Annotated in this window: 25 protein-coding genes; 15 read left to right on the forward strand and 10 right to left on the reverse strand. The window is 71.9% G+C overall.

Going from position 1 to position 25037, the window contains the following annotated elements:
- Window positions 1-32: 32 nt before the first annotated feature.
- Window positions 33-800, forward strand: a complete 768-nt coding sequence (gene fabI, locus QRX50_RS32250) for an enoyl-ACP reductase FabI (protein WP_285966884.1) — start codon at window positions 33-35, stop codon at window positions 798-800.
- Between the two features lie 57 nt (window positions 801-857).
- On the opposite strand, the gene QRX50_RS32255 is transcribed toward fabI, so the two are convergent.
- On the reverse strand, window positions 858-2060 hold the full coding sequence (locus QRX50_RS32255; RefSeq protein ID WP_285966885.1) for a Cmx/CmrA family chloramphenicol efflux MFS transporter: 1203 nt from the start codon (window positions 2058-2060) through the stop codon (window positions 858-860).
- A gap of 89 nt (window positions 2061-2149) precedes the next feature.
- Window positions 2150-2734, reverse strand: coding sequence for a TetR/AcrR family transcriptional regulator (locus QRX50_RS32260; protein ID WP_285966886.1), 585 nt, complete (start codon window positions 2732-2734; stop codon window positions 2150-2152).
- Between the two features lie 86 nt (window positions 2735-2820).
- On the opposite strand from QRX50_RS32260, the gene QRX50_RS32265 reads away from it, so the two are divergent.
- Window positions 2821-3864: a ferrochelatase gene (locus tag QRX50_RS32265; RefSeq protein ID WP_285974623.1), complete on the forward strand. Its 1044-nt coding sequence runs from the start codon at window positions 2821-2823 to the stop codon at window positions 3862-3864.
- Window positions 3865-3977: 113 nt separating this feature from the next.
- Here QRX50_RS32265 and QRX50_RS32270 read toward each other — a convergent pair whose 3' ends face one another.
- Window positions 3978-4775, reverse strand: a complete 798-nt coding sequence (locus QRX50_RS32270; RefSeq protein WP_285966887.1) for an Rv1486c family protein — start codon at window positions 4773-4775, stop codon at window positions 3978-3980.
- A gap of 100 nt (window positions 4776-4875) precedes the next feature.
- On the opposite strand from QRX50_RS32270, the gene QRX50_RS32275 reads away from it, so the two are divergent.
- Window positions 4876-6273 carry an ATP-binding protein gene (locus tag QRX50_RS32275; RefSeq protein ID WP_285966888.1) on the forward strand — a complete coding sequence of 466 codons (1398 nt, stop codon included), beginning with the start codon at window positions 4876-4878 and terminating at the stop codon, window positions 6271-6273.
- Window positions 6273-8228 carry a vWA domain-containing protein gene (locus QRX50_RS32280; protein WP_285966889.1) on the forward strand — a complete coding sequence of 652 codons (1956 nt, stop codon included), beginning with the start codon at window positions 6273-6275 and terminating at the stop codon, window positions 8226-8228. The genes QRX50_RS32275 and QRX50_RS32280 overlap by 1 nt, the downstream gene beginning before the upstream one ends.
- Window positions 8229-8432: 204 nt before the next feature.
- On the opposite strand, the gene QRX50_RS32285 is transcribed toward QRX50_RS32280, so the two are convergent.
- A complete protein-coding gene (locus QRX50_RS32285; RefSeq protein WP_285966890.1) occupies window positions 8433-9638 on the reverse strand; it encodes an IS110 family RNA-guided transposase in 1206 nt (401 codons plus the stop codon).
- A 303-nt stretch (window positions 9639-9941) separates the two neighbouring features.
- On the opposite strand from QRX50_RS32285, the gene QRX50_RS32290 reads away from it, so the two are divergent.
- The 4 genes from QRX50_RS32290 (at window position 9942) to mshC (ending at window position 12229) form a co-directional block, all read left to right on the forward strand.
- Complete coding sequence (locus QRX50_RS32290) at window positions 9942-10331, forward strand: hypothetical protein (protein WP_285966891.1); 390 nt, start codon at window positions 9942-9944, stop codon at window positions 10329-10331.
- Window positions 10328-10570 (forward strand): hypothetical protein, encoded by a 243-nt coding sequence (locus QRX50_RS32295; protein ID WP_285966892.1) that lies wholly within the window; start codon window positions 10328-10330, stop codon window positions 10568-10570. The genes QRX50_RS32290 and QRX50_RS32295 overlap by 4 nt, the downstream gene beginning before the upstream one ends.
- 65 nt (window positions 10571-10635) lie before the next feature.
- Window positions 10636-10890 (forward strand): MerR family transcriptional regulator, encoded by a 255-nt coding sequence (locus QRX50_RS32300; protein WP_434533162.1) that lies wholly within the window; start codon window positions 10636-10638, stop codon window positions 10888-10890.
- A 103-nt stretch (window positions 10891-10993) separates the two neighbouring features.
- On the forward strand, window positions 10994-12229 hold the full coding sequence (mshC, locus tag QRX50_RS32305; protein ID WP_285966893.1) for a cysteine--1-D-myo-inosityl 2-amino-2-deoxy-alpha-D-glucopyranoside ligase: 1236 nt from the start codon (window positions 10994-10996) through the stop codon (window positions 12227-12229).
- Window positions 12230-12334: 105 nt separating this feature from the next.
- Here mshC and QRX50_RS32310 read toward each other — a convergent pair whose 3' ends face one another.
- Both QRX50_RS32310 and QRX50_RS32315 read right to left on the reverse strand, forming a co-directional pair.
- Window positions 12335-13960: an ABC-F family ATP-binding cassette domain-containing protein gene (locus QRX50_RS32310; protein ID WP_285966894.1), complete on the reverse strand. Its 1626-nt coding sequence runs from the start codon at window positions 13958-13960 to the stop codon at window positions 12335-12337.
- A gap of 155 nt (window positions 13961-14115) precedes the next feature.
- Window positions 14116-14601 carry a MarR family winged helix-turn-helix transcriptional regulator gene (locus QRX50_RS32315; protein WP_285966895.1) on the reverse strand — a complete coding sequence of 162 codons (486 nt, stop codon included), beginning with the start codon at window positions 14599-14601 and terminating at the stop codon, window positions 14116-14118.
- Window positions 14602-14757: 156 nt separating this feature from the next.
- Between QRX50_RS32315 and QRX50_RS32320 the strand changes: the two genes are divergently transcribed.
- From QRX50_RS32320 to QRX50_RS32335, 4 genes are read left to right on the forward strand one after another with little or no spacing between them, the layout of a single operon-like run.
- Complete coding sequence (locus tag QRX50_RS32320; RefSeq protein WP_285966896.1) at window positions 14758-15345, forward strand: ArsR/SmtB family transcription factor; 588 nt, start codon at window positions 14758-14760, stop codon at window positions 15343-15345.
- Complete coding sequence (locus QRX50_RS32325) at window positions 15342-16616, forward strand: MFS transporter (protein WP_285966897.1); 1275 nt, start codon at window positions 15342-15344, stop codon at window positions 16614-16616. The genes QRX50_RS32320 and QRX50_RS32325 overlap by 4 nt, the downstream gene beginning before the upstream one ends.
- A complete protein-coding gene (locus tag QRX50_RS32330; protein ID WP_285966898.1) occupies window positions 16580-17410 on the forward strand; it encodes a metallophosphoesterase family protein in 831 nt (276 codons plus the stop codon). The genes QRX50_RS32325 and QRX50_RS32330 overlap by 37 nt, the downstream gene beginning before the upstream one ends.
- The gene (locus QRX50_RS32335; protein ID WP_285966899.1) at window positions 17407-18354 is read left to right on the forward strand and encodes a phosphotriesterase family protein; all 948 of its coding nucleotides are present in this window, start codon (window positions 17407-17409) and stop codon (window positions 18352-18354) included. The genes QRX50_RS32330 and QRX50_RS32335 overlap by 4 nt, the downstream gene beginning before the upstream one ends.
- A gap of 68 nt (window positions 18355-18422) precedes the next feature.
- Here QRX50_RS32335 and QRX50_RS32340 read toward each other — a convergent pair whose 3' ends face one another.
- Complete coding sequence (locus QRX50_RS32340; RefSeq protein WP_285966900.1) at window positions 18423-19337, reverse strand: PAC2 family protein; 915 nt, start codon at window positions 19335-19337, stop codon at window positions 18423-18425.
- A gap of 388 nt (window positions 19338-19725) precedes the next feature.
- Between QRX50_RS32340 and QRX50_RS32345 the strand changes: the two genes are divergently transcribed.
- The 3 genes from QRX50_RS32345 to hisG all read left to right on the forward strand — a co-directional run bounded on the left by QRX50_RS32345 (window position 19726) and on the right by hisG (window position 21574).
- Window positions 19726-20364, forward strand: coding sequence for an HAD family hydrolase (locus QRX50_RS32345; RefSeq protein ID WP_285974624.1), 639 nt, complete (start codon window positions 19726-19728; stop codon window positions 20362-20364).
- 65 nt (window positions 20365-20429) lie between these two features.
- Window positions 20430-20693, forward strand: a complete 264-nt coding sequence (locus QRX50_RS32350) for a phosphoribosyl-ATP diphosphatase (protein WP_184778231.1) — start codon at window positions 20430-20432, stop codon at window positions 20691-20693.
- Between the two features lie 35 nt (window positions 20694-20728).
- The gene (gene hisG, locus QRX50_RS32355) at window positions 20729-21574 is read left to right on the forward strand and encodes an ATP phosphoribosyltransferase (protein WP_285966901.1); all 846 of its coding nucleotides are present in this window, start codon (window positions 20729-20731) and stop codon (window positions 21572-21574) included.
- A gap of 274 nt (window positions 21575-21848) precedes the next feature.
- Here the strand turns inward: hisG and QRX50_RS32360 are convergent, their stop codons facing one another.
- The 3 genes from QRX50_RS32360 to QRX50_RS32370 all read right to left on the reverse strand — a co-directional run bounded on the left by QRX50_RS32360 (window position 21849) and on the right by QRX50_RS32370 (window position 24532).
- Window positions 21849-22784, reverse strand: a complete 936-nt coding sequence (locus QRX50_RS32360) for a ParA family protein (RefSeq protein ID WP_285966902.1) — start codon at window positions 22782-22784, stop codon at window positions 21849-21851.
- Between the two features lie 63 nt (window positions 22785-22847).
- Window positions 22848-23639, reverse strand: coding sequence for a thioesterase family protein (locus QRX50_RS32365; RefSeq protein WP_285966903.1), 792 nt, complete (start codon window positions 23637-23639; stop codon window positions 22848-22850).
- Window positions 23639-24532, reverse strand: coding sequence for a RecB family exonuclease (locus tag QRX50_RS32370; RefSeq protein ID WP_285966904.1), 894 nt, complete (start codon window positions 24530-24532; stop codon window positions 23639-23641). Before QRX50_RS32370 ends, QRX50_RS32365 begins: the two co-directional genes overlap by 1 nt.
- Between the last annotated feature and the right edge of the window lie 505 nt (window positions 24533-25037).

Genomic DNA, 25037 nt, shown 5'->3' on the forward strand with positions numbered 1-25037 from the left:
CAAGCGATATCACCCAAGACTGGAGGAACCCCTTGCCCGGACTGCTCGAAGGCAAGCGGCTGCTGATCACCGGCGTCATCACCGACGCCTCGCTCGCGTTCCACGCGGCCAAGATCGCGCAGCAGGAGGGCGCTGAGGTCGTGCTCACCGGCTTCGGCCGGCTCTCGCTGGTGAAGACGATCGCCAAGCGCCTCCCGAAGCCGGCGCCCGTGCTCGAGCTGGACGTGACGAACTCCGAGCACCTCGACTCGCTGGCCGACCGCGTGCGTGAGCACGTCGACGGCCTCGACGGCGTGCTGCACTCGATCGGCTTCGCCCCGCAGACCTGCCTGGGCGCGCCGTTCCTGGACGCGCCGAGCGACGACGTGAAGATCGCCGTGGACGTGTCGGCGTTCTCGTTCAAGTCGCTGGCCGTGGCGACGCTGCCGCTGCTTTCGCGCGGCTCGTCGATCGTCGGCATGGACTTCGACGCGCGCGTGGCGTGGCCGGCCTACAACTGGATGGGCGTCGCGAAGGCGGCCCTGGAGTCGGTGAACCGCTACCTCGCGCGGGACCTCGGCCCGCGCGGCATCCGCGTGAACCTGGTCAGCGCCGGTCCGATGAAAACGATGGCCGCGAAGTCGATCCCGGGCTTCAACGAGCTCGAAGACGGCTGGAACGAGCGTGCCCCGCTCGGCTGGGACAGCTCCGACCCGGACCCGACGGCCAAGACCGTCTGTGTCGCGCTGTCGGACTGGCTGCCCGCCACCACCGGCTCGATGATCATGGTCGACGGCGGCGTGCACGCGCTCGGCATATGAGTTCTTTCCTTACGGCGAACGGCTCCCGCGAAGTTTTCGCAGGAGCCGTTCGCCGTTTCACCGCGCGGCCGGTTGGGTCACCGGTTCTTCGGGGGAGAGCGCCGGAACGCGCGCGTCGTCGGACCGCTGCAGGCGCACGGCGAACGTCAGGGCGGCCAGCGCCAGCCCGCCGAGCCCCACGCTCACCCAGGCGACGCTCGGGAAGCCGAGACCCGCGTTGATCGCGACGCCGCCGACCCACGGGCCCGCGGTGTTGCCGACGTTGAAGCCCGACGTGGTGCTGGCGCCGACCAGGGTGGACGATCCGCCCGCGACCGAGTACGCGCGGACGTTGAGGGCCGGGTTGGCCGCGAAGGCCGCGCCGCCGAGCACGAGGACCGCGATCACGGCCACCATCAGGTCCGAGGTGACCGCCAGCGCGACGAGCGCGACGACGGCCAGCCCCAGGCTGCCGTAGAGCGTCGAGAACGGGTGGGCGTCGGCGAGCTTGCCACCCGCGAGGATGCCGATCAGCGCACCGGCGCCGAAGAGCACCAGCACGAGCGGGACCCACGAAGACGGCAGGCCGTCGGTCGTCGTGAGCAACGGCGCGAGGTAGCTGAACGTCGCGAAGACCATGGCCTGCGTCAGCGCGATCACGCCCAGCGCCAGCCACACGCGCCCGTTGCGGAAGACCTGCAGCTCGGTCCGCACCCGCAGGGCCGAGGAGTCCGCGACGGTGCGCGGCACGAACGCGAGGACACCGACGACGGCCACCACGGTCAGCGCCGCCACCGCCCAGAACGCGGTGCGCCAGCCCGCGTGCTGGCCGAGGAGGGTGCCGGCGGGGACACCGGCGATGTTCGCCAGGGTCAGCCCGCCGACCAGCACCGCGAGCGCCCGGCCCCGGCGCGCGGCGGGGACGAGCGAAACGGTGGTCGCCGCGGCGACGGCCCAGAACCCGGCGCAGGCCAGGGCGCTCACGATCCGGGTCGCGAAGAGCAGGCGGTAGCCCGGTGCGAGCGCGCCGACGACGTGCGAGCCCGCGAACACCACGAGTAGCGCGAGCAGGGTCGTGCGACGGGGCAGCTTGAGCGTGCCGACGGCCAGCAGCGGCGCGCCGACCACCATGCCGACGGCGAACGCCGAGATGAGCAGGCCGGCGTCGGGGATGCTGACGCCGAGGTCGGCCGCCATCCCGGGCAGCAGGCCGGTGATCATGAACTCCGAGGTGCCGAGGGCGAAGATGCTGAGCCCGAGCACGAAGACGGCCAGGGGCACGGTTCGTCTCTCCTTTTTGGATCGAGTGTTACAAAACTGGCTCATGACACACCGACGCCGATGGCGGATGGCGATTGAGGTGGCTTGGGTCAGCGACGGGCGAGCGCGGCGACGGCGATGTCGGCGACCGCCGTCATGGCCGGGCGTTCCGCGCCGCGGCGCGACATCAGCCGTAGCCCGCTCACGGTGCTGTGCACGAACTCCGCAATGTCACGCGGATCCCGGTCGCGGGTGATGCTGCCGTCGGCCTGGCCGACGCGGGCGCACTCGGCGAGCGAGGCCAGGTGCGCGGCGGTGTCGGCCTGTACGCGCGCCGTGATCTCGGGGTCCCCGGTGCCGAACTCGGCGACAGTGTTCACCACCAGGCAGCCGCGGCGGCCGTGGGTGAGCTCGTCGTCGATCACCGACGCCAGGAGCCGGCGGATCGCGTCGAGACCGTCATCCGCTTGTTCCAATACGGCGGCCCGGCCACGGACGCCGAGTTCGATGTAGTGCTCGAGCGCGCGCCGGAACAGGATTTCCTTGCTGGTGAAGGTGTTGTACACGCTGCTACGGCCCAGCCCGGTCGCGGCGCAGAGGTCCTGTGTCGAGGTCGCCTCGTAGCCGCGAGCCCAGAAGGCGTTCATGGCGCCTTCGAGGGCTTCGGTCTCGTCGAACTCGCGTGGCCGGGGCATGAGGACACCGTACCAGGTTTTGGATAGGTCAGTACACAATGAGCCCGCTCCGTCGTGGGCGCCGCCACAGGGGCAAGATGGAAACCGTGGGTTACGACGCGTTGTTATGGCTTTCGTTCGGCGGTCCGGAGGGGCCCGACGAGGTGATGCCGTTCCTGGAGAACGTCACCCGGGGCCGCGGGGTGCCGCGCGAGCGGCTGCTGGAGGTCGCCGAGCACTACCAGCACTTCGGCGGGGTGTCGCCGATCAACCGGCTCAACCGCGCGGCCATCGCGGCCGTCGAGAAGCAGCTGGCGGCCGAGGGCCTGGACCTGCCGGTGTACTTCGGCAACCGCAACTGGCAGCCCATGGTGGAGGACACCGTGGCGCGGATGAAGGCCGACGGCGTGCGGCGCGTGCTCGCGTTCCCCACCAGCGCCTACGGCGGTTACTCCGCGTGCCGCCAGTACGACGAGGACATCGTGCGTGCCCGCGAAGCCGTGGGTCCCGACGCGCCGGAGATCGTGAAGCTGCGCCAGTTCTTCGACCACCCGCTGTTCGTCACCGCGATCGCCGACGCGGTGCGCGCCGCCCACGCGCGCCTCGGCGACCGCCCGGACACGCGCACGGTCTTCACCGCGCACTCCGTGCCTGTGAGCGCCGACGTCGCGTCCGGTCCGCCCGCCGAAGGGGGCCGGCGCTACTCCCGCCAGATCGCCGAAGCGGCGCGGCTGGTGGCCGCCGAGGCGGGCATCGCGGAGTACGACGTGGTCTGGCAGTCGCGCTCGGGGCCGCCGCAGGTGCCGTGGCTGGAGCCGGACATCGTCGACCACCTCGACGCGCTGCACGCCGACGGCGTGAAGTCCGTAGTGGTCAGCCCGATCGGCTTCGTCTCGGACCACCTCGAGGTGATCTGGGACCTCGACAACGAAGCCGCCGAGCGCGCTGCCGAACACGGCATGGCCTTCGCCCGCGCCGCGACGCCTGACGTGGACCCGCGCTTCGCCGAGCTGGTGGTGGAACTGGTGCGGGAGCACGTTTCCGCCGCGCCGGCCCGCAAGCTCTCGCCCTTCTCGGCTGCCGGCTGCTCGGTCAACGGCGCGCCCTGCTCGGTCGGGTGCTGCGAGCCGGCGAAGCGTCCCGCCCGCTGATCTTGAAGAGCCCGCGTTGCCCGGGAAAACCGGGCAACGCGGGCAAAAAGCACGTTGTTCGCTATCGGCTGAGGCCGGGGTGCGCGTTCGCGGTCAGCTGACCGTGGAGAACCTCACGATTGCCGGTCGGTCTGCTCCGCGAACACCCGCACCGCTTCGTTGACCGACGCCGTGCGAGCCGTGCGTACGGCGTCGGACAACGGCCGCAACGCTTCGGCTCGACGGCTGGCGGCCGAAGCGGACAGCGCGCCACCCGGGTCGTCGGTGCGGGCGATCGCCAGGATCGCGGAGATCTCCTCCGCGCGCTGCAGCACCCGCAGCGCCCGCGCGGGTGTGCCGGCCGGCCACTCCACCTGCGGTCGCGACCGCAGGTGCGCCGACAGCTCGGCGCGCACGCCGGGGCGGTCGCTGGCCACGTCCAGCGCCTGCAACGCACCCGCGCTGGCGCGGATCGCGTCCGTGAGCCCGTGTTCGGCGTCGGGCAGCGACTGGTACTCCAGCGGAACCGGGGTGGGCACCGAGTAGACCGTCCAGCGCATCAGGCCTTCCGCGATCGGCTCGGGCACGAGACCGAAGCCGAGCTCGGTCAGTACCACCGCGTCACCGCAGCGCAGCGCCGCTTCGGCGAACGGCCCGCCCCCGCCGAGGCCGCGGACGTCGCCGGGCACGGGGAGCACGAGCTGCGCCATCTTCACGCTCTGCGCGCGCAGCGCCATGAGCAGCTGGACCGGGGTGGCGGCGCGATGGAACGCCAGCGGGAGCTCGAAGGCTTCGGCGGCGGGGGCGTCGGCCGCGACGACGTCGTGCGCTTCGCCCCAGGCAGCGAGGGCGTCGAGCACATCGTCGGAAGCGGCGGCTCCGTTGAGCCACGCGGAGGACCAGACGGCGAGGGTCGCACTGGGACGGCACACGACGCCCTATTTTACCGGTAGCCCGCCCTTCGTGGACGATCGCCCACGCTGGAGTCGCTCCACGTCGACGTACGCCGAAACGGTAAGTAGCGTCGATGCCGTGACCGTTGTCCCAGACTCACTTCCCCGTACCGCGGGCGAGCTCCGCGCCGCCGGGTACACCCCGCGCCCCATCGCGCAGGAGATCCACGACAATCTGCTGACCGCCCTTCGGGAAGGCCGCGACGCGTGGCCCGGCATCGTCGGCTTCTCCCGCACCGTCCTGCCGCAGCTCGAGCGCGCGCTGCTCGCCGGCCACGACGTCGTCCTGCTCGGCGAACGAGGCCAGGGCAAGACCCGCCTGTTGCGCACCCTCGCCGGCCTGCTCGACGAGTGGACCCCCGTCATCGAGGGCTCCGAGCTCGGCGAGCACCCCCTCGACCCGATCACCCCCGCCTCGATCCGCCGCGCGGCGGAGCTGGGCGACGACCTGCCCGTGGCGTGGCGCCACCGCAGCGAGCGCTACACCGAGAAGCTCGCGACGCCGGACACGTCCGTCGGTGACCTCATCGGCGACGTCGACCCGGTGAAGGTGGCCGAGGGCCGCAGCCTCGGCGACCCGGAGACGATCCACTTCGGGCTCGTCCCACGCGCCCACCGCGGCATCGTGGCGATCAACGAGCTGCCCGACCTCGCCGAGCGCATCCAGGTCGCGCTGCTCAACGTGATGGAGGAGCGCGACATCCAGGTCCGCGGCTACACGCTGCGGCTGCCGTTGGACGTGCTGCTCGTCGCCACCGCCAACCCCGAGGACTACACCAACCGCGGCCGCATCATCACGCCGCTGAAGGACCGCTTCGGCGCGGAGATCCGCACGCACTACCCGCTCGACGTCGAAGCCGAAGTCGCCGTGGTGAAGCAAGAGGCGCACCTCGTCGCCGAGGTCGGCGAGCCGCTGCTGGAGGTGCTGGCCCGGTTCGTGCGCAACCTGCGCGAGTCGCCGGTGATCGACCAGCGCTCCGGCGTGTCGGCGCGTTTCGCCGTGGCCGCCGCCGAAACGGTCGCCGCCGCGGCGCTGCGCCGTGCGGCGCTCACGGGGGAGGACCCGGCCGTCGCGCGGCCGGTCGACCTCGAAGCGGTGCCCGCCGTGCTGCGCGGGAAGATTGAGTTCGAACCTGGTGAGGAGGGCCGCGAGGTCGAGCACCTCGTGCACCTGATGCGCCGGGCCGTCGCGGAGACCGCGCGCGAGCGCTTCGCTGGACTGGACCTGCGTCCGCTGTCCGACGCCGTCGCCGACGGCCACCTGGTGGCCACCGGCGAGCGCGTGCCGGCCCGCGACGTGCTCGCCGCCCTGCCGGAGCTGCCGGTGCTGCACGAGGTCGCCCAGCGTGCCGGGGTGTCCTCCGACGAGCCGGCCGGTCGTATCGCGGCCGCGGTGGAGCTGGCCCTGGAGTCGCTGTTCCTCGCCCGGCGGCTGGCGAAGGACTCCGACGAGAACACCACGGTGTACGGCCAGTAATGCCGCTCATTCCCGAGGGATACTCCTACGGCCCGTGGCACGACGGGCCGGATCCGCTGGCGCCGCCGGCGGACCTGCGCGATGCGCTCGACGAGATCGGCCGCGACGTGATGGCCGGCGCGTCGCCGCGTTCGGCACTGGAGGAGCTGCTGCGCCGCGGCACCGAGCGCACGTCGGGGCTCGACGAGCTCACGCGGCGGCTGTGGCAGCGGCGTTCGGAGATCCAGCGCCGTCATCGGCTCGACGGCACGCTGCAGGAGGTGCAGCAGCTGCTGAGCGAGGCGCTGACCGCCGAGCGCCGTGAGCTGTTTCCGGACCCGGACGACGAGGCGCGCTTCCGCGAGGCGCAGCTCGACGCCCTCCCGCCGGGCACCGCCGCGGCCGTGCGCGAGCTGAGCGAGTACGACTGGCGTTCTTCGGAGGGACGGCAGAAGTACGAGCAGATCCGCGACCTGCTCGGCCGCGAGGCGCTCGACGCGCGGTTCCAGGGCATGAAGCAGGCGCTGCAGAACGCCGGGCCCGAGGACGTCGAGCAGGTCAACCAGATGCTGTCCGACCTCAACGCGCTGCTGCAGGCCCACGCGCAGGGTGCCGACGACATCGACGAGCGGTTCGCGGAGTTCATGAACCGGTACGGCGAGTTCTTCCCGGAGAACCCGCGCAACGTCGAGGAGCTGATCGACGCGCTGGCCGCACGCGCGGCCGCGGCGCAGCGGATGCTGAACTCGATGTCGGCCGAGCAGCGTGCCGAGCTGGCGGAGCTGTCGCAGCAGGCGTTCGGCGACCCGCGCATCGCCCAGCAGCTGTCCGCTCTGGACGCCGCGCTGCAGGCGCTGCGGCCGGGGGAGGACTGGGCGGGCTCGGAACGCTTCCGCGGCCAGGACCCGCTGGGCCTGGGTGAGGGCGCACAGGCGATGCAGGACCTCGCGGAGCTCGACGGGCTGGCCGAGCAGCTGGGCCAGTCCTACCCGGGCGCGCGGCTCGAGGACATCGACATGGACGCGCTGCAGCGCCAGCTGGGTCCCGACGCCGGTGTCGACGCGCGGCGACTGTCCGAACTGGAGCGTGAGCTGCGTCGGCAGGGCCTGTTCGAACGCGCGGCCGACGGCACGCTCCGCCTGTCGCCCAAGGCGTTGCGGCGCCTGGGCGAGACGGCACTGTCCGATGTGGTCAACTCGCTGCGCGGCAAGACGGGCGACCGGGAGACCGAGTCCGCCGGTGCCGCGGGTGAGCCCACGGGCTCGAGCCGTCCGTGGCGGTTCGGGGACATGCAGCCGTGGGACGTGCCGCGCACGGTCCGCAACGCGGTGCTGCGCTCGACGTCGCTCGGCTCGCGCGCGGTGACACTAGACGTCGAGGACGTGGAGGTCGTCGAGACCGAGCACCGGTCGCGCGCGGCCGTGGCGCTGCTGGTCGACACGTCGTGGTCGATGGTGCAGGAGGACCGCTGGCTGCCGATGAAGCGCACCGCGCTCGCGCTGCACCAGCTGATCAGCACCCGCTTCCGCAACGACGCGCTGCAGCTGATCACCTTCGGCCGCTACGCGATGAAGGTGGACCTGCCGGAGCTGGTGGGCCTGGAGGGCACGTGGGAGCAGGGCACCAACGCCCACCACGCGCTGCTGCTGGCCGGCCAGCACCTGCGCCGCCACCCCGACGCGCAGCCCGTGGTGCTGATGGTGACCGACGGCGAGCCGACCGCCCACCTCGAACCCGACGGTGAAGCGGTGTTCGACTACCCGCCGGACCCGCGCACGATCTACAAGACACTGTCCGAAGTGGACCGGATCGCCAAGATGGGCGCCTCGGTCACGGTGTTCCGGCTCGGGGAGGACCCCCGGCTGGAAGCGTTCGTGGACACCATCGCCCGCCGCTCCGGCGGCCGCGTGGTGGCCCCCGACCTCGACGGCCTGGGCGCCGCCGTGGTCGGCGACTACCTTCGCACCAGGCGCTGAGTCTCTGGCTGTGTTTTTGGCCCCGGCTTCGCCGGGGCGTGCGAGATCGCCTTTGAGCCGGCTTCCGGATGGGGCGGTGCGATCGGCCCCCGGGCCGATCCGACCGCCCCATCCGGAAGCCGGCGCGATCTCGCGCTGTGGTTGCGTTCGGAGATCAGGTGGGGAGGGGGCCGGGCGATTCGCGGGGGGTGTCCTATGTGGTTGTCAAGCCGCGGTTGTGGTGGGAGCGGGTTCGGGGTGGCGGTAGTGGGTGCCGTTGCGCAGCATGGCGTAGAGGACGTCGCAGCGGCGGCGGGCCAGGCAGATGAGTGCTGCGTTGTGTTTCTTGCCCTCGGCGCGTTTGCGGTCGTAGTAGGTCCTGCTGGTCGGGTCTGCCAGGGCGGCGAACGCGGCGAGGAAAAAGGCGCGTTTGAGCTTGCGGTTGCCGGTTCGCGCGGGATGTTCGCCCTTGATCGAAGACCCAGAACTGCGGGTGACAGGGGCGATGCCCGCGTAGGCGGCCAAGTGCCCGGAGGACTTGAAGTTCGAGGCGTCACCGATCTCCAGCAGGATGCGGGCTGCGGTCCTGACCCCGATGCCGGGCATCGAGATCAGGACCCCGGCAAGAGGGTGCGCATCGAGTATCCCCTCGACCTGCTCGGCGACGGCTTTGCGTTGCTGAAGCACGGTTTTCAGGCTGTCCGCGAGCCGGGGCAGCACGGTGTCTGCGGCTGCGGTGCCTGGAACGGTGACGGTTTGCTCGTCGAGAGCGGTCATGATTGCGTCGACGAGTGCGTCGCCCATGCGGGGTGCGTGGACTTTGGCGATCGCGGCGAGTTTGCGGCGGCCCGCTTTGGCGATGCCGGCCGGTCCGCCGCAGCGGGAGAGGAGTTCCAGAACGGCCGGGTGGCTGATCCGTGGTCCGATGGCGCGTTCGAGGGCGGGGTGGATACCGGTGAGCAGACCACGGATCCGGTTGGCGATGCGGGTGGCCTCGCCGGCCAGGTCGTCATCGAACCCGACCAGCACATCCAGCTCGGCCAAGGCGTCGTCGCCGACGTCGACCGGCCGCAGCGTGTGCGGCAGCGAGCGGGCAGCATCGGCGATGACGAACGCGTCCCGGGCATCGGTCTTCGCCCGGCCCGGGTAGAGATCGGCAATGCGGCGCATCGCCAGTCCGGGCAGGTAGGCCACCTGATGCCCTGCCGCGCGTGCGACCGCGACCGGCAGCGCCCCGATCGTGGCCGGCTGGTCGACCACGACCAGCAGCGTTCCGTGCTGGGCGAGCTTGGCGAACAGCGCCCGCAGCTTCGGTTCGGTGTTGGGCAGCGGCCCGTCATGCAGCCGCTTCCCGTCCGGGTCCAGGCCGACCGCGTGGTGGCCACCTTTGCCGACATCCAGGCCGAGGAACACCCCGAAACTGCTGCTCATCCACCATGCCGTTCGTTCGCCGCGACGTGGTCACCGGTCTGGCATCGATGGCCGGCACCCACGTTACGACGAGACCTACCCTGCGGCGGCCGTGTCCCTATCAGCGGTCCCTCGATGCCACCAGGCCCGGTGACACCACCCCCCGGATCATGCCTACGACTGGGGGCGTCAGTCATGCCGAACCCGGCGACCACAACTCCCTGATCGAGAGCCACGAAAAAGGTAACGGGGGGGTGATGTCGGTTCTGGAGAGCGGGCGAATCCGGCGCGCGTGAGTGCCCGTGTTGGCCAGACTGCGGTGGCATGGACACGCTGGGGAAGCTGCGTCTGGAAGTGGAAGCGATCTGGGGCCGCGACGACACCGGCCTCGCGGCGGGCACGGTGTTCGCGGTAATCACGACCTGCGACGGGCGCTCGGAGTTGATCGCCGGGCACGAGGCGCCGGACCGGCCGACGGCCGTGACGGCGGCTCGGAGCTGGCTGCTGCCGGCGGCCGCGGAAGCGCCCGTGGCTCCGGCGGGGCCGACGCTCGTGCGCGAGCGCGGTGACCTGGGCCCGTCCGCGCCGCCCACGCCCGTGGGCGGACTACGCCGGCCTGCGCGCCCGAGCGCTGGACAGCGGGCGGCTGGAAGCTGCTGTTGGCCGGTGAGTGCGGCCCCTGGGCGGCTCTCGCCGACGGAGGCCAGGTCGTGAGCCTGGCTCACTGCGCCCGCCTCACCGCCGAGGCCGCGGAGGTCGGCGTGCAGACGGCGGGGTCGCACCGCGGCCGCGGCCTGGCGGCGGTGGTCGTACGGGTGTGGACGGCGTTGTTCGCGCCAGGGGAGCGGATGCTCTTCTACAGCGCGTTCGAGACCAACGAGTCTTCCCACCGTGTCGCCGCGAATGTGCGGCGCCGAACCGCTTGGGATGCTGACCCGGCTGTTCGTGCTTGACCCTCAAGCGACGTAAGGCGCCATCGTCGGCGGGGACAGGAAACGCGGGGGAGATGGGCTACTGGGTGACCGAAGTCGCCGCGTTCGCGGGGATCACCGTGCCCCACATTGCACCGCTACGACGAGATCGGCCTGCTGTCGCCGAGCTGGCGCACCGCCACCGGCGCTTGAGCGAAGCCGATCTCGACCGGCTGCAGCGCGTGCTGTTCTACCGGGAGCTCGGATTCCTCTTCGAGACGATCGCCACAACGCCGCGCGCTGCTGAGCGTCGTGAGGGGGAGTGCGGCTACGAGACGCAGCAGCGGATGGCAGAGCTCTAGGTGGCCGACCCGGCAGCGAGATCGCCGGCCTCGAGGCGATCTCGCACGCCTCGGCGGAGCCGAGGCAGAAAACACAGTCCGTCTGTCCCGTTACAGTTGAGTCATGCAGACTTGGTCCTCCGTCGACGTGCCCCGGTTGCCGGGCACGCCTCGCCCGCTTCGGCTCCACGACACGTCGACCGGGCAGATCCGCCCGACGGCTCCGGGAGCCACCGCCCGGATGTACGTCTGCGGCATCACGCCCTACGACGCCACGCACCTCGGCCACGCGGCGACCTACCTGGCGTTCGACCTGGTCAACCGGATCTGGCGGGACAACGGGCACGAGGTCCACTACGTGCAGAACGTGACCGACATCGACGACCCGCTGCTGGAGCGCGCCGAGCGTGACTCCGACGACTGGGTGGTGCTCGCGATGCGCGAGACGGCGCTGTTCCGCGAGGACATGGAGGCGCTGCGCGTGCTGCCGCCGCGGCAGTTCGTGAGCGTGGTGGCGGCGATCCCGGAGATCGTGGAGGTCGCAGCGAAGCTGCTGGCCAACGGCAGTGCCTATCGGGTGGACGACGCGGAGTACCCGGACGTGTACTTCGACCACGCGGCGAGCGGCCGGTTCGGGTACGAGTCGCGCTACGACGAGGAGACGATGGCGAAGTTCTTCGCCGAGCGCGGGGGTGACCCCGACCGCGTGGGCAAACGGCACCCGCTCGACGCGCTGCTCTGGCGTGTCGAGCGGGAAGGCGAGCCGTCGTGGGAGTCGGAGCTGGGTGCCGGGCGGCCGGGCTGGCACATCGAGTGCAGCGCGATCTCGGTGAACCGGCTCGGGTTCGGGTTCGACCTGCAGGGTGGTGGTTCGGACCTGCGGTTCCCGCACCACGAGTACAGCGCCGCGCACGCCGAGGCCGTGGCGGGGGAGCACCCGTTCGCGCGCCACTACGTGCACGCCGGGATGATCGGTCTCGACGGCGAGAAGATGTCGAAGTCGCGCGGGAACCTGGTGTTCGTCTCGCGGCTGCGCGCCGACGGCGTGGACACCTCGGCCATCCGGCTCGCGCTGTTCGCCGGCCACTACCGCGAGGACCGGCCGTGGACCGACGCGCTGCTGGTCGAAGCGCAGGAGCGCCTGGCCCGCTGGCGTGAGGCCGTGGCGCTGCCCGCGGGTCCCGACGCGACGGAGACCCTCGCACGCCTGCGCGACCACCTCTCCGACGACCTCGACACCCCCAAGGCCCTGGCTGCCATCGACGCGTGGGCGGACGCGGCCCTTCGCCGCGACGGTAGTGACGCCACCGCGCCCGGCCTGATCCGCATCGCGGTCGACGCCCTCCTCGGCATCGTCTGAATTTTCTGCCCCGGCTTCGCGCGCGATCTCGCGCTGTGGTCGCCGAAGCTGGGGCACCTTGATCCGGGCGTTCGAGCTCGGGGCGCCCCATTAGTGTATAACGACCTATACGGCCGCGGTTTCAACGGCCGCTAGCTCCAGGTGGTCGCCCTGCCAGCGGCGGCGCAGCCACCGATCATGAGAAGCAATGACGACGGCGCCCGGGGCGTCGTCGAGGGCGGCGAAGAGCTCTTCGGCCAGCGTGAGAGAGATGTGGTTGGTCGGCTCGTCGAGCAGGAGCACGTCCGGCGGGTCCGCGAGCAGCACCGCGAGCGCGAGGCGCCGCCGCTGGCCCACGGACAGCTCGCCGACGGGCCGGCCGAGGTCCCGTGAGGACAGCAAACCCAAGCGGGACAACGGCGGCGCGTCATCCCCGAGTTCGGCGCGGTAGACCTCGTGGGCCACGCGCTCCGGATCGGGGAACACCACGTCCTGCTCCAGCAACCCCACACGCAGCCCGGGTCCGAAGTGGACGGCCCCGCTTGCGGGTGCCAGCCGGCCGGCCAGCACTGACAGGAGCGTGGACTTGCCCGCGCCGTTGCCGCCGGTCACGAGCAGCCGCGCCGTGCCGCTGACGTCGAGCCGGTCGAGGGTCAACCGGCCCGGCACGTCCAGGTTCCGCACCGAGATCGCCGGTCCTTCGCCTGACGCGGTGGCCGTGAGCCGCGCCCGGAACCGCAGCGGTGCGGGCGGTTTGCGCACCTGGTCGTGTTCGAGCTCGTCGAGCCGCAGCTGAGCGTTGCGGACGCGGCGGGACACCTGTTTCTGCACCCGCCCTCCCTTGAAGTTGTAGAGGTTCTTGTCTCCGTCGGGCTGCGCGCGGTTGTGCGCGACCCGCCGCGCCGTGATCACGACCGACTCCCGCAGCTCCTTCAGCTCGTCCTGTTCCTCGGCGAAGCGCTGCTCCCAGCGCGCGCGTTCGGCTCGCTTCTGGTCGAGGTAGTCGCTGTAGGTACCGCCGTAGCGCGTCGCCCCGCCGACGAGCCGGTCGGCCGGCGCCGGGTCGAGGTCGACGATGTCGGTGCACACCGCGTCGAGGAACACGCGGTCGTGCGAGGACAGCACGACGATGCCGGAGAGCTCCACGAGGTGGTGCTCCAGGAACTCCATCGCGGTGTCGTCGAGGTGGTTGGTCGGCTCGTCGAGCAACATCGTGGCGGGACGGCGGATCAGCAGTGCCGCCATTCCGAGCCGGGACCGCTGCCCACCCGACATCTCGCCGAGTCGCCGGTCGCGCCCGAGCGCGCCGAGCCCGAGCCCGTCGCACACCAGCTCGGCGCGGCGGTCGGCGTCCCAGAGGTCGTGGGCCTGCGCCCACTCCAGGAGCCTCCCGTACTCGTCGAGCGCGCTCGCGTCGTCGGGCCGGTCGGTCATCGCCGTGGTGAGCGCGTCGAGCCGTGCGGTGGCCGAACGAATGTCGGCCAGCGCGTGGTCGAGGACATCGCCGAAGGTCGCCGACGCCGGGAACGGCAGCTCCTGCACCAGGAAGCCGACGTCGTCGCCGCGGACGATCTCGCCCGAGCGTGGCTGTTCGAGGCCGGCGAGCAGCCGCAGCAGCGTGGACTTGCCGGTGCCGTTCTCGCCGACGAGCCCGAGGCGGCGCCCGGCCGACGCGGTGACGGAGACGCCGTCGAGGACGGTCCTGGCGCCGTAGCCGAACACGACGTCGGTGGCTTTGAGGGACAAAGACATGGGGGATCACCGGCCCTGGTCTGTACAGCGGATTCCCCGACGGGACTCGTGGCTCGCGGGAGCGGGGCTCGACCGGGAGCTGCCTCGGTGCGGGAAAAGGGCTGGGCTCAGCTGTCCATGATGAGGAGAGGTTAACGCAACACCAGTAGGGTTAGTCAACCCCGAATTTCGCGGGGCTGCCGCGCGGCCTTGTCGACCTGCCGCGTGGCCAGGTCGGCCGCCGTCTCGCCCTCGGTCAGGAACGACACCAGCGCGGTGAGCTGACGGCGGTCGAACCCGGCCAGGCGCTCACCGAATCGCTGGGCGAGCGGGGCGTAGAGCTCGGTCAGCTCCGCCATGCGGTCGGGCAGCGCGCGCACGCGCAGCCGCCGGCGGTCCGCCGGGTCGGGCACGCGTTCCACGAGCCGGGCGCGCTCCATCCGGTCGAGCATCCGCGTGAACGCGCCGGTGGTCATCCCGAGCAGCCGAGCCAGCTCCGTCGGGGAGTCGGTGGCGCCGCTGTGCACGAGCTGCAGGCAGTGCAGCTCAGCCGGGGTCACGCCGAGCCGGTCGGCGACCGCGGTGTGGAAGCGGACCGTTGCGCTCACGAACCGGGGGAGCGCCAGTGCGGCGGCGGTGGCGAGTTCTCGCTGGTGGGGCAACAGACCGTCCTCGGCGCGGGAGTGGCTGGCAGAGACAACGACTGCACGACACAGTAACTGTCCGTGATGGTAGCGAAGCCCGTTGACGGCAGGTCGGGCGGCTGCAACTCTGAAAGGATAGTTTCGAAGTAACTGTTTCAGATATTCGGAGGACAGATGGCCGAGCTGCCGCCGCGCAAACGCGTCGACGACGCCGAGCTGCTGCGCGCCCTGGCGCACCCGCTGCGTTCGGCGCTGCTGCACCACCTGATGGCCGTCGGGCCCCGCACGGCCAGCGAATGCGCCGAGGCCGTCGGCTCCACCGCGTCCAACTGCAGCTGGCACCTGCGCCGGCTCGCACAGCACGGCCTCGTGGAGCGCGCCGACGCCACCGACGGGCGCGAGCGGCCCTGGCGCGCCCTGCAGGTCGGCCTCGACCTCGGCGACCTGGGCGACGACCCGGCGCTCAACCGGGCGCAGCTCGCCGTGGTGGGTACGCAGCTCGCGGAGGAACAGGACCTCACGCGGCGCTTCCTCGACTCCCTCGAAACGCTCGACCCGGCTTGGCGCGCCGTCGGTGGCTTCAGCTCGTACACGCTGCAGGTGACGCCGGCGGAGCTCGACCGGCTGCTGCAGGCGGTCGACGGGCTGGTCCGCCCCTACGTCGGTGCCATCCGCGAAGACGCGCCGGAAGGCGCCCTGCCGGTGCACGTCGGCCTGCGCTCATTTCTGCGGCTCGGGCCGGACGGGGAGCCGGTGTCGTGAGACAGCTGCTGGGCGTGCCCACGTTCGTGCGGCTCTGGCTGGCGGCGTTCTTCGGCGAGTCCGCCGAGTGGATGCTGCAGGTCGCGCTGCCGGTGTTCCTCTTCGCGACCACCGGCTCGGCCGCGACGACGGCGCTCAGCGTGGTGCTCGGCCTGCTGCCGGCGGTGCTGCTGAGCCCGGTCGCCGGGGTTGTCGCGGACCGGTGGGACCGCCGGGTCGTGCTCGCCGTGGTGTGTGTCGGCCAGGCGGTGGTCGCATTGCCGCTGCTCGCCGGCGACGGCATCCCCGTCGCGCTCGTGTACCTGGTGATGGCCGCGCAGGCGGGGCTGGCGTCGGTGTTCGAACCGGCGCGCAACGCGCTGGTGCCGGAGCTGGTCGGCGTCGCCGAGGTGACCGGCGCCAACGGCTTGATGAGCGTGAACGGCAGCGTCGCCCGGCTCGCGGGGGGCTGGGCCGGCGGCGTGCTGCTCGGCTGGGGCGGGCTGGACCGCGTGGTGCTCGGGTACCTCGGCGCGCTGGCCGTCGCGGCGGTGCTGCTCGCGCGCCCGTTTCCGGGACCGGTGGCGCCGCGGGTCCGGGAGCCACGCCGGGAACCGGTCGTCACCGCGTGGCTGGCCGGGCTGCGGGAGCTCACGCGGGACCCGCGGCTGCGGGCCACCGGGATCGCGACGGTGCTCGTGTCCGTGGCCCAGGGGATGTTCCTGGTGCTGTTCGTGGTCTTCGTACTGGATGTGCTCCGCGGCAGCGAGGCCGACGCCGGCCTGCTGCGCGGCGTGCAGGCGATCGGCGGGCTCGCGGCGGGCTTCGCCGTGGCGACGCTCGCCCGGCGGGTGGGGGGCGCGACGCTGCTCGCGTGGGGCTCGCTGGCGACCGGGCTGGTGTCGGCGTTGATCTGGAACGCGGCAGCCCTCACGACCGCGCTCGGGGTCTACGTGGGCCTGTTCGCGGCGGCCGGCGGACCCGCGGTGGTCGCAGGCGCCGGGCTGCTGGCCCACGTCCAGAGCGTGGCGGCGCCCGAACGCGCCGGGCGGGTGCTGAGCACGGTGTTCGCCGTGGTCGCGGCGGGGCAGGCCCTCGGGTCGCTGCTCGCCGGGGCGCTGGTGGCCGGGACCGGTCCGGCGGTGCTGCTCGACGTGCAGGCCGGCGTCTACGTCGTGGCCGGACTGGTGCTGCTGGGGTGGCGTAAGGGGCGGTTCTGGCGATCTGCCGGTCGGGAAATGGCTACGGTGGAGGAGTGCCGTCTCTCTTCGCCACCAGCGACCTCCACGTGACCCACGAGGGCAACGGGCCGATCCTCGACCGCGTCGTGCCGGATTCGCCGGAAGACTGGCTGCTCGTGGTCGGTGACGTCGCCGAGCGCTCGTCCGTCATCCGCGACACGCTCGCCACCCTGCGCGAGCGGTTCGCCAAGGTCGTGTGGGTGCCGGGCAACCACGAGCTGTGGACCACGCCGAAGGACGAGTCCCAGCTGCGCGGCCAGGCCCGCTACGAGTTCCTCGTGGAGCAGTGCCGGGAGATCGACGTGCTGACCCCCGAGGACGAGTTCCCCGTGTGGGACCACGGCGCCAAGCCGCTGACGATCGCGCCGCTGTTCGTGCTCTACGACTACAGCTGGCGCACGCCGGCCGCCGAAGGCAAGACGATCGAGGAGGTGCTCGCGCAGGCGCGCGAGGCCGGTGTCGTCTGCACCGACGAGTACTTCCTGCACCCCGACCCGTTCCCGAGCCGCCAGGCCTGGTGCACCGAGCGTCTGAAGGTCAGCACCGACCGTCTCGACGCCATCCCGGCCGAGCACGGCACGATCCTTGTGTCGCACTGGCCGCTGCACCGCCACCCGACCGCGCCGCTGCACTACCCGGACTTCGCGCTGTGGTGCGGCACCACGGAGACCGAGGACTGGCACCTGCGCTATCGCGCCGAGCTCGCCGTGTACGGCCACCTGCACATCCCGCGCACGACGTCGGCCGACGGCGTGCGGTTCGAGGAGGTGTCGCTCGGCTACCCGCGCGAGTGGAGCCGCCGCGCCCGCGGAGCCGTGCCGCTGCGGAAGCTGCTGACCGCGTGACCGGGGAACCCCGGGTCCGCACCGTCCGCGGTGACGTCGCGCCCTCGTCGCTCGAAGTGTGCGACGCGCACGACCACCTGTTCTTCGCCTCCCGGCAGCTCGCCGGGCAGGAGCTCGACGACGCGGCGGCCGCCGGGGCCGAGCTGCGCGCGTTCGCGGCCGCGGGCGGGCGCACGGTGGTCCAGTGGACGCCGTTCGGCCTGAACCGCCGCGCGGCCGACCTGGCCGCGCTTTCGGAGGCGACCGGCGTGCACGTCGTCGCCGCGACGGGCTTCCACCGCGCCGAGCACTACCCGGCCGACGTCCTCGACCGCGTCTCCGACCGGCTGGCCGAGATCTTCGTGGCCGACCTGCTCGACGGCATCCCGGCCGGCGACGACCCGGACGCCGAGCGGACCGGACCCCGGGCGGGCCTGATCAAGGTGGCGGGCGGCTTCCACGTCGTCGACCGGCACGCCCGCTGGACGATGGTCGCCGCCGCGCAGGCCCACCAGGAGACGGGCGCGCCGATCGCCGTGCACCTGGAACTGGGCACCGCGGCCCGGGAGGTCGCCGACCTGCTGTGCGGTGAGCTGGCCGTGCCGCCGTCGCGCGTGATCCTGGGCCACCTCAACCGCAACCCCGACCTGCGCGTGCTGCGCGAGGTCGCCGACACCGGTGTCTTCCTGGGCTTCGACGGCCCGTCGCGCGCCAACCACGCCACCGACTGGCGCGTCACCGACCTGCTGTTCGAGCTCGCGACTTCCGGCCACACCGGCCAGCTGCTCCTCGGCGGCGACACGACCACCGCCGCGGCCCGGCTGTCCTCCGGCGGCGGCCCCGGCATCCCGTACCTGCTCACGACGCTGCGGCCCCGGCTGGTCCGAGCTTTGGGCGAAGACGTGGTGCAGGCGATGCTCGTCTCGAACCCGGCCCGCGCGTTCGCCGCCCGCTGGCGTCGCTGAGCGGAGCCCTGAGACGGGAAAGGCCCCCACCGCGAGTGCGGCAGGGGCCATTCCGGCTGAAAAGCTGGTCAGCGGAGGCCGAAGCCGCCGCCTTCCTGGCCCGGGCGGCGCCGGCGCAGGTAACGCTCGAACTCGGCCGCGATCTTGTCGCCGGACACCTCCTCCATCGTGAAGTCGGTTTCCGCGTCGCCGCGCTCTTCGAGGCTGCGGACGTACTCGCTGATCTCTTCGTCCTCGTCGGCCATCTCGCTGACGGTCCGCTGCCACTCCTCGGCCTGCTCGGGCAGCGCGCCCAGCGGGATCTCGACGTCGAGGACGTCTTCGAGCTTGTGCAGCAGCGCCAGGGTCGCCTTGGGGGACGGCGGGTGCGACACGTAGTGCGGCACGGCCGCCCAGATCGACACGGCGGGGATGCCGGCCTGCACGCAGTAGTCCTGCAGTACGCCCACGATCCCGGTCGGCCCCTGGTAGTTGTTCAGCTCGAGGCGGAACCGGCTCGCGGTGTCCTTGTCGTAGGCGGTCCCGGTGACCGGGACGGGCCGCGTGTGCGCGGTGTCGGCCAGCAAAGCGCCGAGCGCGACGACCGTGTCCACGTCGAGCTGCATGATGTGCTCCAGCAGCTCCGCGCAGAACGCGCGCCAGCGCATGTTCGGCTCGGGACCCTGCACCAGCACCACGTCGCGGTCGAGGCCCTCGGGCCGGCAGATGGACAGGCGCGTGGTCGGCCACTCCACCTGCCTGGTCACGCCGTCGACCATGCTGATGGTCGGCCTGCTGACCTGGAAGTCGTAGTAGTCGTCCGGCTCCAGCTCCGCCAGGGGGGTGGCGTCCCAGTTGAGCTGCAGATGCTCGATCGCGCGGCTGGCCGCGTCACCAGCGTCGTTCCAGCCTTCGAAGGCCACCACCATCAGGGGGCGCTTCGATTCCGGGCGGGCGCGATCCGGGTCTCCGGGTCGCTGGGTCTCGTCGACTGGCTCACTCACCTTCCCAGCCTACGACCCTTCGCCCGTAACCTGTGCAGCATGTCCGACCGCGCGCCGTCACCACCGCCGCCCGCCGGCGGCGTACGGGTCCCGGTGTGCGGGACACGCCGGGGAGCCGCAGCTCAGCGCCTTGTGGACGGCGCGCCGCACCCGCGCCCGTCGGCGCGATGCGGATGGGATACTGGAGACGATCCGGCCCGCCGTCGTGCTCGGTTCCCCCGGTGGACGGTCCGGGGCCGCCGCCGGCGCGACGCAAACCCACCCTTTCGGGGCGGATTCGCGCGGGTGTGCCGCGGCTGTCCGTCCGGCCACCCGCCGACGCACCGACAAGGAGAAAACCGTGACTGCACCGTCCTCTTCGGACGGACTGGGCGCCGTCCTGTGGGACATGGACGGCACGCTCGTCGATTCCGAGAAGCTCTGGGATGTCGCGCTGTACGAGTGCGCGGAAGCGCTCGGCGGCACGCTGTCGGAGGAGCAGCGGATGACGCTCGTGGGGTCCAACATGGACGCCACGGCCACCTACCTGCTGGAGGTCACCGCGCAGGAGGTCACGCCGGAGTCGGTGGCCGAGACCGGTGCGTGGATCCGCCGGCGCACGGCGGGCCTGTTCGACGACGCGCTGCCGTGGCGCCCCGGCGCGCGCGAAGCGCTGGCCGCGGTGAAGGCCGCCGGCATCCCGTCGGCGCTGGTCACGTCGACCGAGCGCGCGCTGACGGAGCTGGCGCTGCAGACGATCGGCCGCGAGTTCTTCGACGTCACGGTGTGCGGTGACGAGGTCGACGGCCTGAACAAGCCGCACCCGAGGCCCTACCTCAAGGCCGCCGAGCTGCTCGGCGTGCCGCCGGAGCGGTGCGTCGCGGTGGAGGACTCGCCGCCGGGTGCGGAGTCGGCCGAGCGCGCCGGCTGCTCGGTGCTCGTGATCCCGAACGACGTGGCGGTCCCGGCGGGGCCGCGGCGGGTGTTCCGCGAGTCGCTCGCGGGCGTCGACGTTGCCACGCTGGCCGCGTTGCTGCCGCGAGTGTGACTCCTGCGGCATCGGGGTCACCCGGGGCAGCGCCCGCCCGTGCGGGATGGAAGGATCTGCAGACCGTGAAGACCTTCGATGAGCTGTTCGCGGAGCTTGCCGAGCGCGCCCGCACCCGTCCCGACGGGTCCGGCACCGTCGTCGCCCTCGACGACGGGGTGCACGCACAGGGCAAGAAGGTGCTGGAAGAAGCCGGCGAGGTGTGGATCGCCGCCGAGCACGAGTCCGACGACCGCCTCGCGGAGGAGATCTCGCAACTGCTGTACCGGGTGCAGGTGCTCATGCTCGGCCGGGGGATCTCGACCGAGGACGTGTACCGCTACCTGTGACGCGTTCGCGCACCGGAGATCGAGGAGAGAACGAAATGCTGCGTGTTGCCGTGCCTAACAAGGGAGCCCTCGCCGCGGCGGCGGCCGAGATGCTTTCCGAGGCGGGCTACCGCAAGCGACATGACTCGAAGGACCTGACCGTGCTGGACACGGTCAACGAGGTCGAGTTCTTCTTCCTGCGCCCCAAGGACATCGCGATCTACGTCGGCTCCGGCGAGCTCGACCTCGGCATCACCGGCCGCGACCTCGCGCTCGACTCGGGCGCGCCGGTCGACGAGATGCTCGCGCTCGGCTTCGGCGGATCCACGTTCCGCTACGCCGCCCCGGCCGGCCAGGACTGGAAGCCGGCCGACCTGCAGGGCAAGCGCCTGGCGACCTCGTACCCGCGGCTCGTGCGCGAGGACCTGGCGCGTCACGGCGTCGAGGCCGACGTGATCCGCCTCGACGGCGCCGTCGAGATCTCGATCCAGCTCGGCGTCGCCGACGCGATCGCCGACGTGGTCGAGTCCGGCCGCTCCCTGCGCCAGCACAACCTGGTGGCCTTCGGCGACCCGATCTGCGTGTCGGAAGCCGTACTGCTGCAGCGCGCGGGCAGCGACTCGGCGAAGGCGAAGAACCAGCTGGCCGCGCGGCTGCGGGGAGTCGTGTTCGCGCAGCAGTACATGATGCTCGACTACGACTGCCGGCGCACGCTGCTGGAGCAGGCCATCGCCATCACCCCGGGCCTGGAGTCGCCGACGGTCGCCCCGCTCGCCGACGAGGACTGGGTCGCCGTGCGCGCCATGGTGCCGCGCAAGAAGGTCAACCAGATCATGGACGAACTCGCCGAGGTCGGCGCCAAGGCGATCCTCGCCTCCGACATCCGCTCCTGCCGGTTGTAGTTCGGTCGTAGCTTCCGCGGTCTGCCCGCCCCGGCTCCGCCAGGGCGGGCAGACCGGTCCGAGCCGACTTCGGTCCGTCCCGTAGCGACTTTGGTCCCGGAGCAAGGCTTTGCAGCCGACCACGCCGCGAGATCGCGCCGGTGTCTCGAATGGACGGTGCGATCGGCCCCGGCCGATCGCACCGTCCATTCGAGACACCGGCTTCGCGGCGATCTCGCCGTCTCGGCGGAGCCGAGACAGAAAACACAGCGCGAGTCGAGGCGGAGCCGAGACCTCAGCGCGGCCGGCTCGGGCGTTTCGGCATTAGGTCGTAGAGTTTTTTGCGGGCGCCGTTGTCGTTGGCATTGCGGGTCATCGCGACCTCGGAGATGAAGTCCTCGAAGACGAACTCGTCGTCGGCCGGGACCTCGGTCGGGCCGGGGTTCTGGGCGAGGTAGCCGTCGAGGGTTTCGGCGATCTCGCGGAACGACAGGGCCTGCAGGGTTTCCGGTGCGTACGTGGTGACGGGCACGCCGTTGGCCGCGGCCTCGTTCATCACGACGCCGAGCGGCACGTGCGAGAGCATCGGGATGCCGAAACTGTACATCTCCTGCAGCGCCGCGGCCGCGTAGTGGGAGATCGGGCGGCGGTAGAGCCCGGGCACGATCCCGTACCACGCGATGGGCGTGCGGCCGGTGGTCTGTTCCACGTAACGCACCTGGTCGCCGAGCAGCCGCAGCGCACGGATGCTCGTTTTGTCCGGCTGCACCGGCACCAGGATCCCGTGCGACGCCGCGAGTGCGTTGTTGGTGAGCACGTCGAGCGCGGGCGGGCAGTCGATGACCACGTGGTCGTAGTTCGCGAACTGGATCACGCGTGCGAGCTGCCAGCCCGGCACGCGGAACGAGTCCAGCCGGCGGATCAGATCGAACATGCCCGGCGACGTCGGGATCACGTCGAACGCGCCGCCGCGGCCGAGGTTGCTGCGCGGGTGCGGCACCGCGAGCTCCTCGATCGGGCCTTTCCAGAGCTTCGTGAGCGCCTTCGCGAGCGTGGGTGCGTCACCGGACGCCTCGGCCAGGCCGAGCATCTCGGTGGTGGCGTGTCCCTGCGGGTCGAGGTCGATCAGCAGCACGCGCCGGCCGCGTTCGGCCAGCGCCGCGGCCGCGCCCACGCTGAGTGAGGTCTTGCCGACCCCGCCTTTCTGGTTGACCACCGAGGTGATCTGCATGCCGGAGCGCTCCCTTGTCGATCGTTCCGCGAAGGCTATTGGATCCGGGGCGCGGGCGCGCGGTTATCCGCCCCCGGCCTGTCGCGGCCGGACGAGCAGAGCCTGCGCACCGGCGCCGACCGGGCCGGAGCCGTCGTGCAGGGTACTCGTGGCGGTGCCGATGCCGTGCGGCCCGACCAGGGTCACTGCGTCGAGCCCGATCCACTCGCCCTCCGGCGCCCGGCGCAGGTGGACCGTGAGCTCCGAGTTGATGAACCACCAGTCGGCGGTGGGCAGGAAGTGGGACACGCCGTTGGCCGAGTCCGCGACCGCGAACAGCCGCTGCAACCCGGTGGGCTCCTCTCCGTCGACGAGCGGGATCCGCTGCCGGCCCCACACGGCGGCCGGGCCCGGCGCCGAGATGCTGCCGCGCACCGCCCGCCACTCGACGGCGTTGAGGTAACCGCCGCGCCAGTCTGCGGGGAACGTGGTCTCCGTGCCCACCTCCGCCGAGGGAAGCAGGGGACCGGCGTCGGTCGCGACGCTCGTCGTGTCGGTGGTCGCGATCCGCCACGCGCTGGCCCGCGCGATCAGCTTGCCGTCCGCGGACAGCTCCGACTGCAGCAGCTCGACCGACCGGCCGGGCCGCTCGATCCACGACCGCTGGTCCAGCTCCGCGACGGGCGCCGGCCCGAGGATCTCGATGGTCACGCGCGCGATGAGCGCCGGGTGCGGCGCTTCGAGCCGCTCCAGCCCGCGCGCGAGCAGCGCCGACGGCGGGCCGAAGTGCTGCGCGCCGGGTGCCCAGGGGCCGCTGGTGTGCTCGGTCGCGGCATACCGCTCGTCACCGAGGGGGACGTAGAACGCGTCGGCCATCAGTCGGCCCGGTCCAGTGCGGTCTCTTCGCCGGCGTCGGGTTCCGGCCAGCCGGGGTATTCCGGTGGGGTGCCGCCGAACTCCGGGCAGTGCGCCTGGTGGTCGCACCACGAGCACAGCTTGCCCGGGTTGGGCCGGAAGTCGCCGGTCTTGCCGGCCTTCAGGATCGCCTGCCAGATGGCTTCCAGGGTGCGCTCGAACCGCACCAGCTCGGCCTCGTCGGGCGTGTAGGCGAGCGACTGGCCGTCGGTGAGGTACATCAGCTTCAGCTGCCGCGGCACGACGCCGCGCAGCCGCCACAGCACCACGGCGTAGAACTTCATCTGGAACATCGCCTTGGCCTCGCCGATCTCACGCGGCGCGGCCCCGGTCTTGTAGTCCACCACGCGGATCTCGCCGGTCGGCGCCACGTCGACGCGGTCGATGTACCCGCGCAGCAGCACCCCCGAGCCCAGCTCGATCTCCACGTGCAGCTCACACGCCTCCGGCTCCAGCCGGCGCGGGTCCTCCAGCTCGAAGTACGCGTCGAGCAGCTTCTCCGCCGAAGCGAGCCATTTGTCGGTTTCGCCCGCCTCGGCATCCGTGAACAGTTCGGTCCACTCCGGACTCGCGGCGGAGAGCTCGGCCCACGTGGGCGCCAGCAGATCCTTCGCCCGTGGCGCCACGCGGTCACCCGCGGGCAGACCGAACAACCGTTCCAGCACGGCGTGCACGAGCGTCCCGCGCACCTGGGCCTTCGTGGGCACCTCGGGCAGCCGGTCGACGGCCCGGAATCGGTAGAGGAGCGGACACTGTTTGAAATCGCTGGCACGTGACGGCGACAGCGCCGGCCGCCTGCGGACGGGCGCGTCACCGGTTCCCGGTGGGGTGGTGACCGTAGCGGTGTCGGGCATGGCCAGAGCGTAACGCTGGGCACCGACAGAATCTTTTGCCCCGGCTCCGCTGTGTCGTCTGCCTCGGCTCCGCCGAGGCGTGCGAGATCGCCTCGAGGCCGGTGTTTCGACTGGGCGGTCGGATCGGCCGGGGGCCGATCGCACCGCCCAGCCGAAACACCGGCGCGATCTCGCTGCCGGGTCGCCTTTGTCTGGTGGCCATGGGAGGGAGGGAGGGTGCGGTCGCGAGGTGGTCGCCGCGCGGTGGAAGTGGTTTGAAGCGATCCGGCTGGCTGTGGGGGCGGCCAAAGGTAGATCCGAGTTCGTAGTGCGTGCCGCTTTCACCCATCAACGAAGCTCGCCATGCGCCGCGACCAACTCCGATGCGCCCGGTCCGGCGACCGAGTCCGCCACGCCGGGCCTCCTGCCGAACCCCGACACGCCCGGGCCGCGTGGCGATCCGACACGCCCGGCCCCAGGATCGAACCCGGTGTGCCCGGCCCGGACCAAGGCTGACTCGGCCGGC

Origin of the sequence: Amycolatopsis sp. 2-15 (assembly GCF_030285625.1) — a bacterium.
Lineage (GTDB): Bacteria > Actinomycetota > Actinomycetes > Mycobacteriales > Pseudonocardiaceae > Amycolatopsis > Amycolatopsis carbonis.

What these genes read in the sequence shown, in the direction of transcription:
- QRX50_RS32280 (WP_285966889.1), top strand. Translation starts at nt 6,273, where the DNA reads ATGCCGCTCATTCCCGAGGGATACTCCTACGGCCCGTGGCACGACGGG.
- mshC (WP_285966893.1), top strand. Translation starts at nt 10,994, where the DNA reads ATGCAGACTTGGTCCTCCGTCGACGTGCCCCGGTTGCCGGGCACGCCT.
- QRX50_RS32345 (WP_285974624.1), top strand. Translation starts at nt 19,726, where the DNA reads ATGGACGGCACGCTCGTCGATTCCGAGAAGCTCTGGGATGTCGCGCTG.
- QRX50_RS32360 (WP_285966902.1), bottom strand. Translation starts at nt 22,784, where the DNA reads ATGCAGATCACCTCGGTGGTCAACCAGAAAGGCGGGGTCGGCAAGACC.
- QRX50_RS32290 (WP_285966891.1), top strand. Translation starts at nt 9,942, where the DNA reads ATGGACACGCTGGGGAAGCTGCGTCTGGAAGTGGAAGCGATCTGGGGC.
- QRX50_RS32320 (WP_285966896.1), top strand. Translation starts at nt 14,758, where the DNA reads ATGGCCGAGCTGCCGCCGCGCAAACGCGTCGACGACGCCGAGCTGCTG.
- QRX50_RS32260 (WP_285966886.1), bottom strand. Translation starts at nt 2,734, where the DNA reads ATGCCCCGGCCACGCGAGTTCGACGAGACCGAAGCCCTCGAAGGCGCC.
- hisG (WP_285966901.1), top strand. Translation starts at nt 20,729, where the DNA reads ATGCTGCGTGTTGCCGTGCCTAACAAGGGAGCCCTCGCCGCGGCGGCG.
- QRX50_RS32365 (WP_285966903.1), bottom strand. Translation starts at nt 23,639, where the DNA reads ATGGCCGACGCGTTCTACGTCCCCCTCGGTGACGAGCGGTATGCCGCG.
- QRX50_RS32370 (WP_285966904.1), bottom strand. Translation starts at nt 24,532, where the DNA reads ATGCCCGACACCGCTACGGTCACCACCCCACCGGGAACCGGTGACGCG.
- QRX50_RS32310 (WP_285966894.1), bottom strand. Translation starts at nt 13,960, where the DNA reads ATGTCTTTGTCCCTCAAAGCCACCGACGTCGTGTTCGGCTACGGCGCC.
- QRX50_RS32285 (WP_285966890.1), bottom strand. Translation starts at nt 9,638, where the DNA reads ATGAGCAGCAGTTTCGGGGTGTTCCTCGGCCTGGATGTCGGCAAAGGT.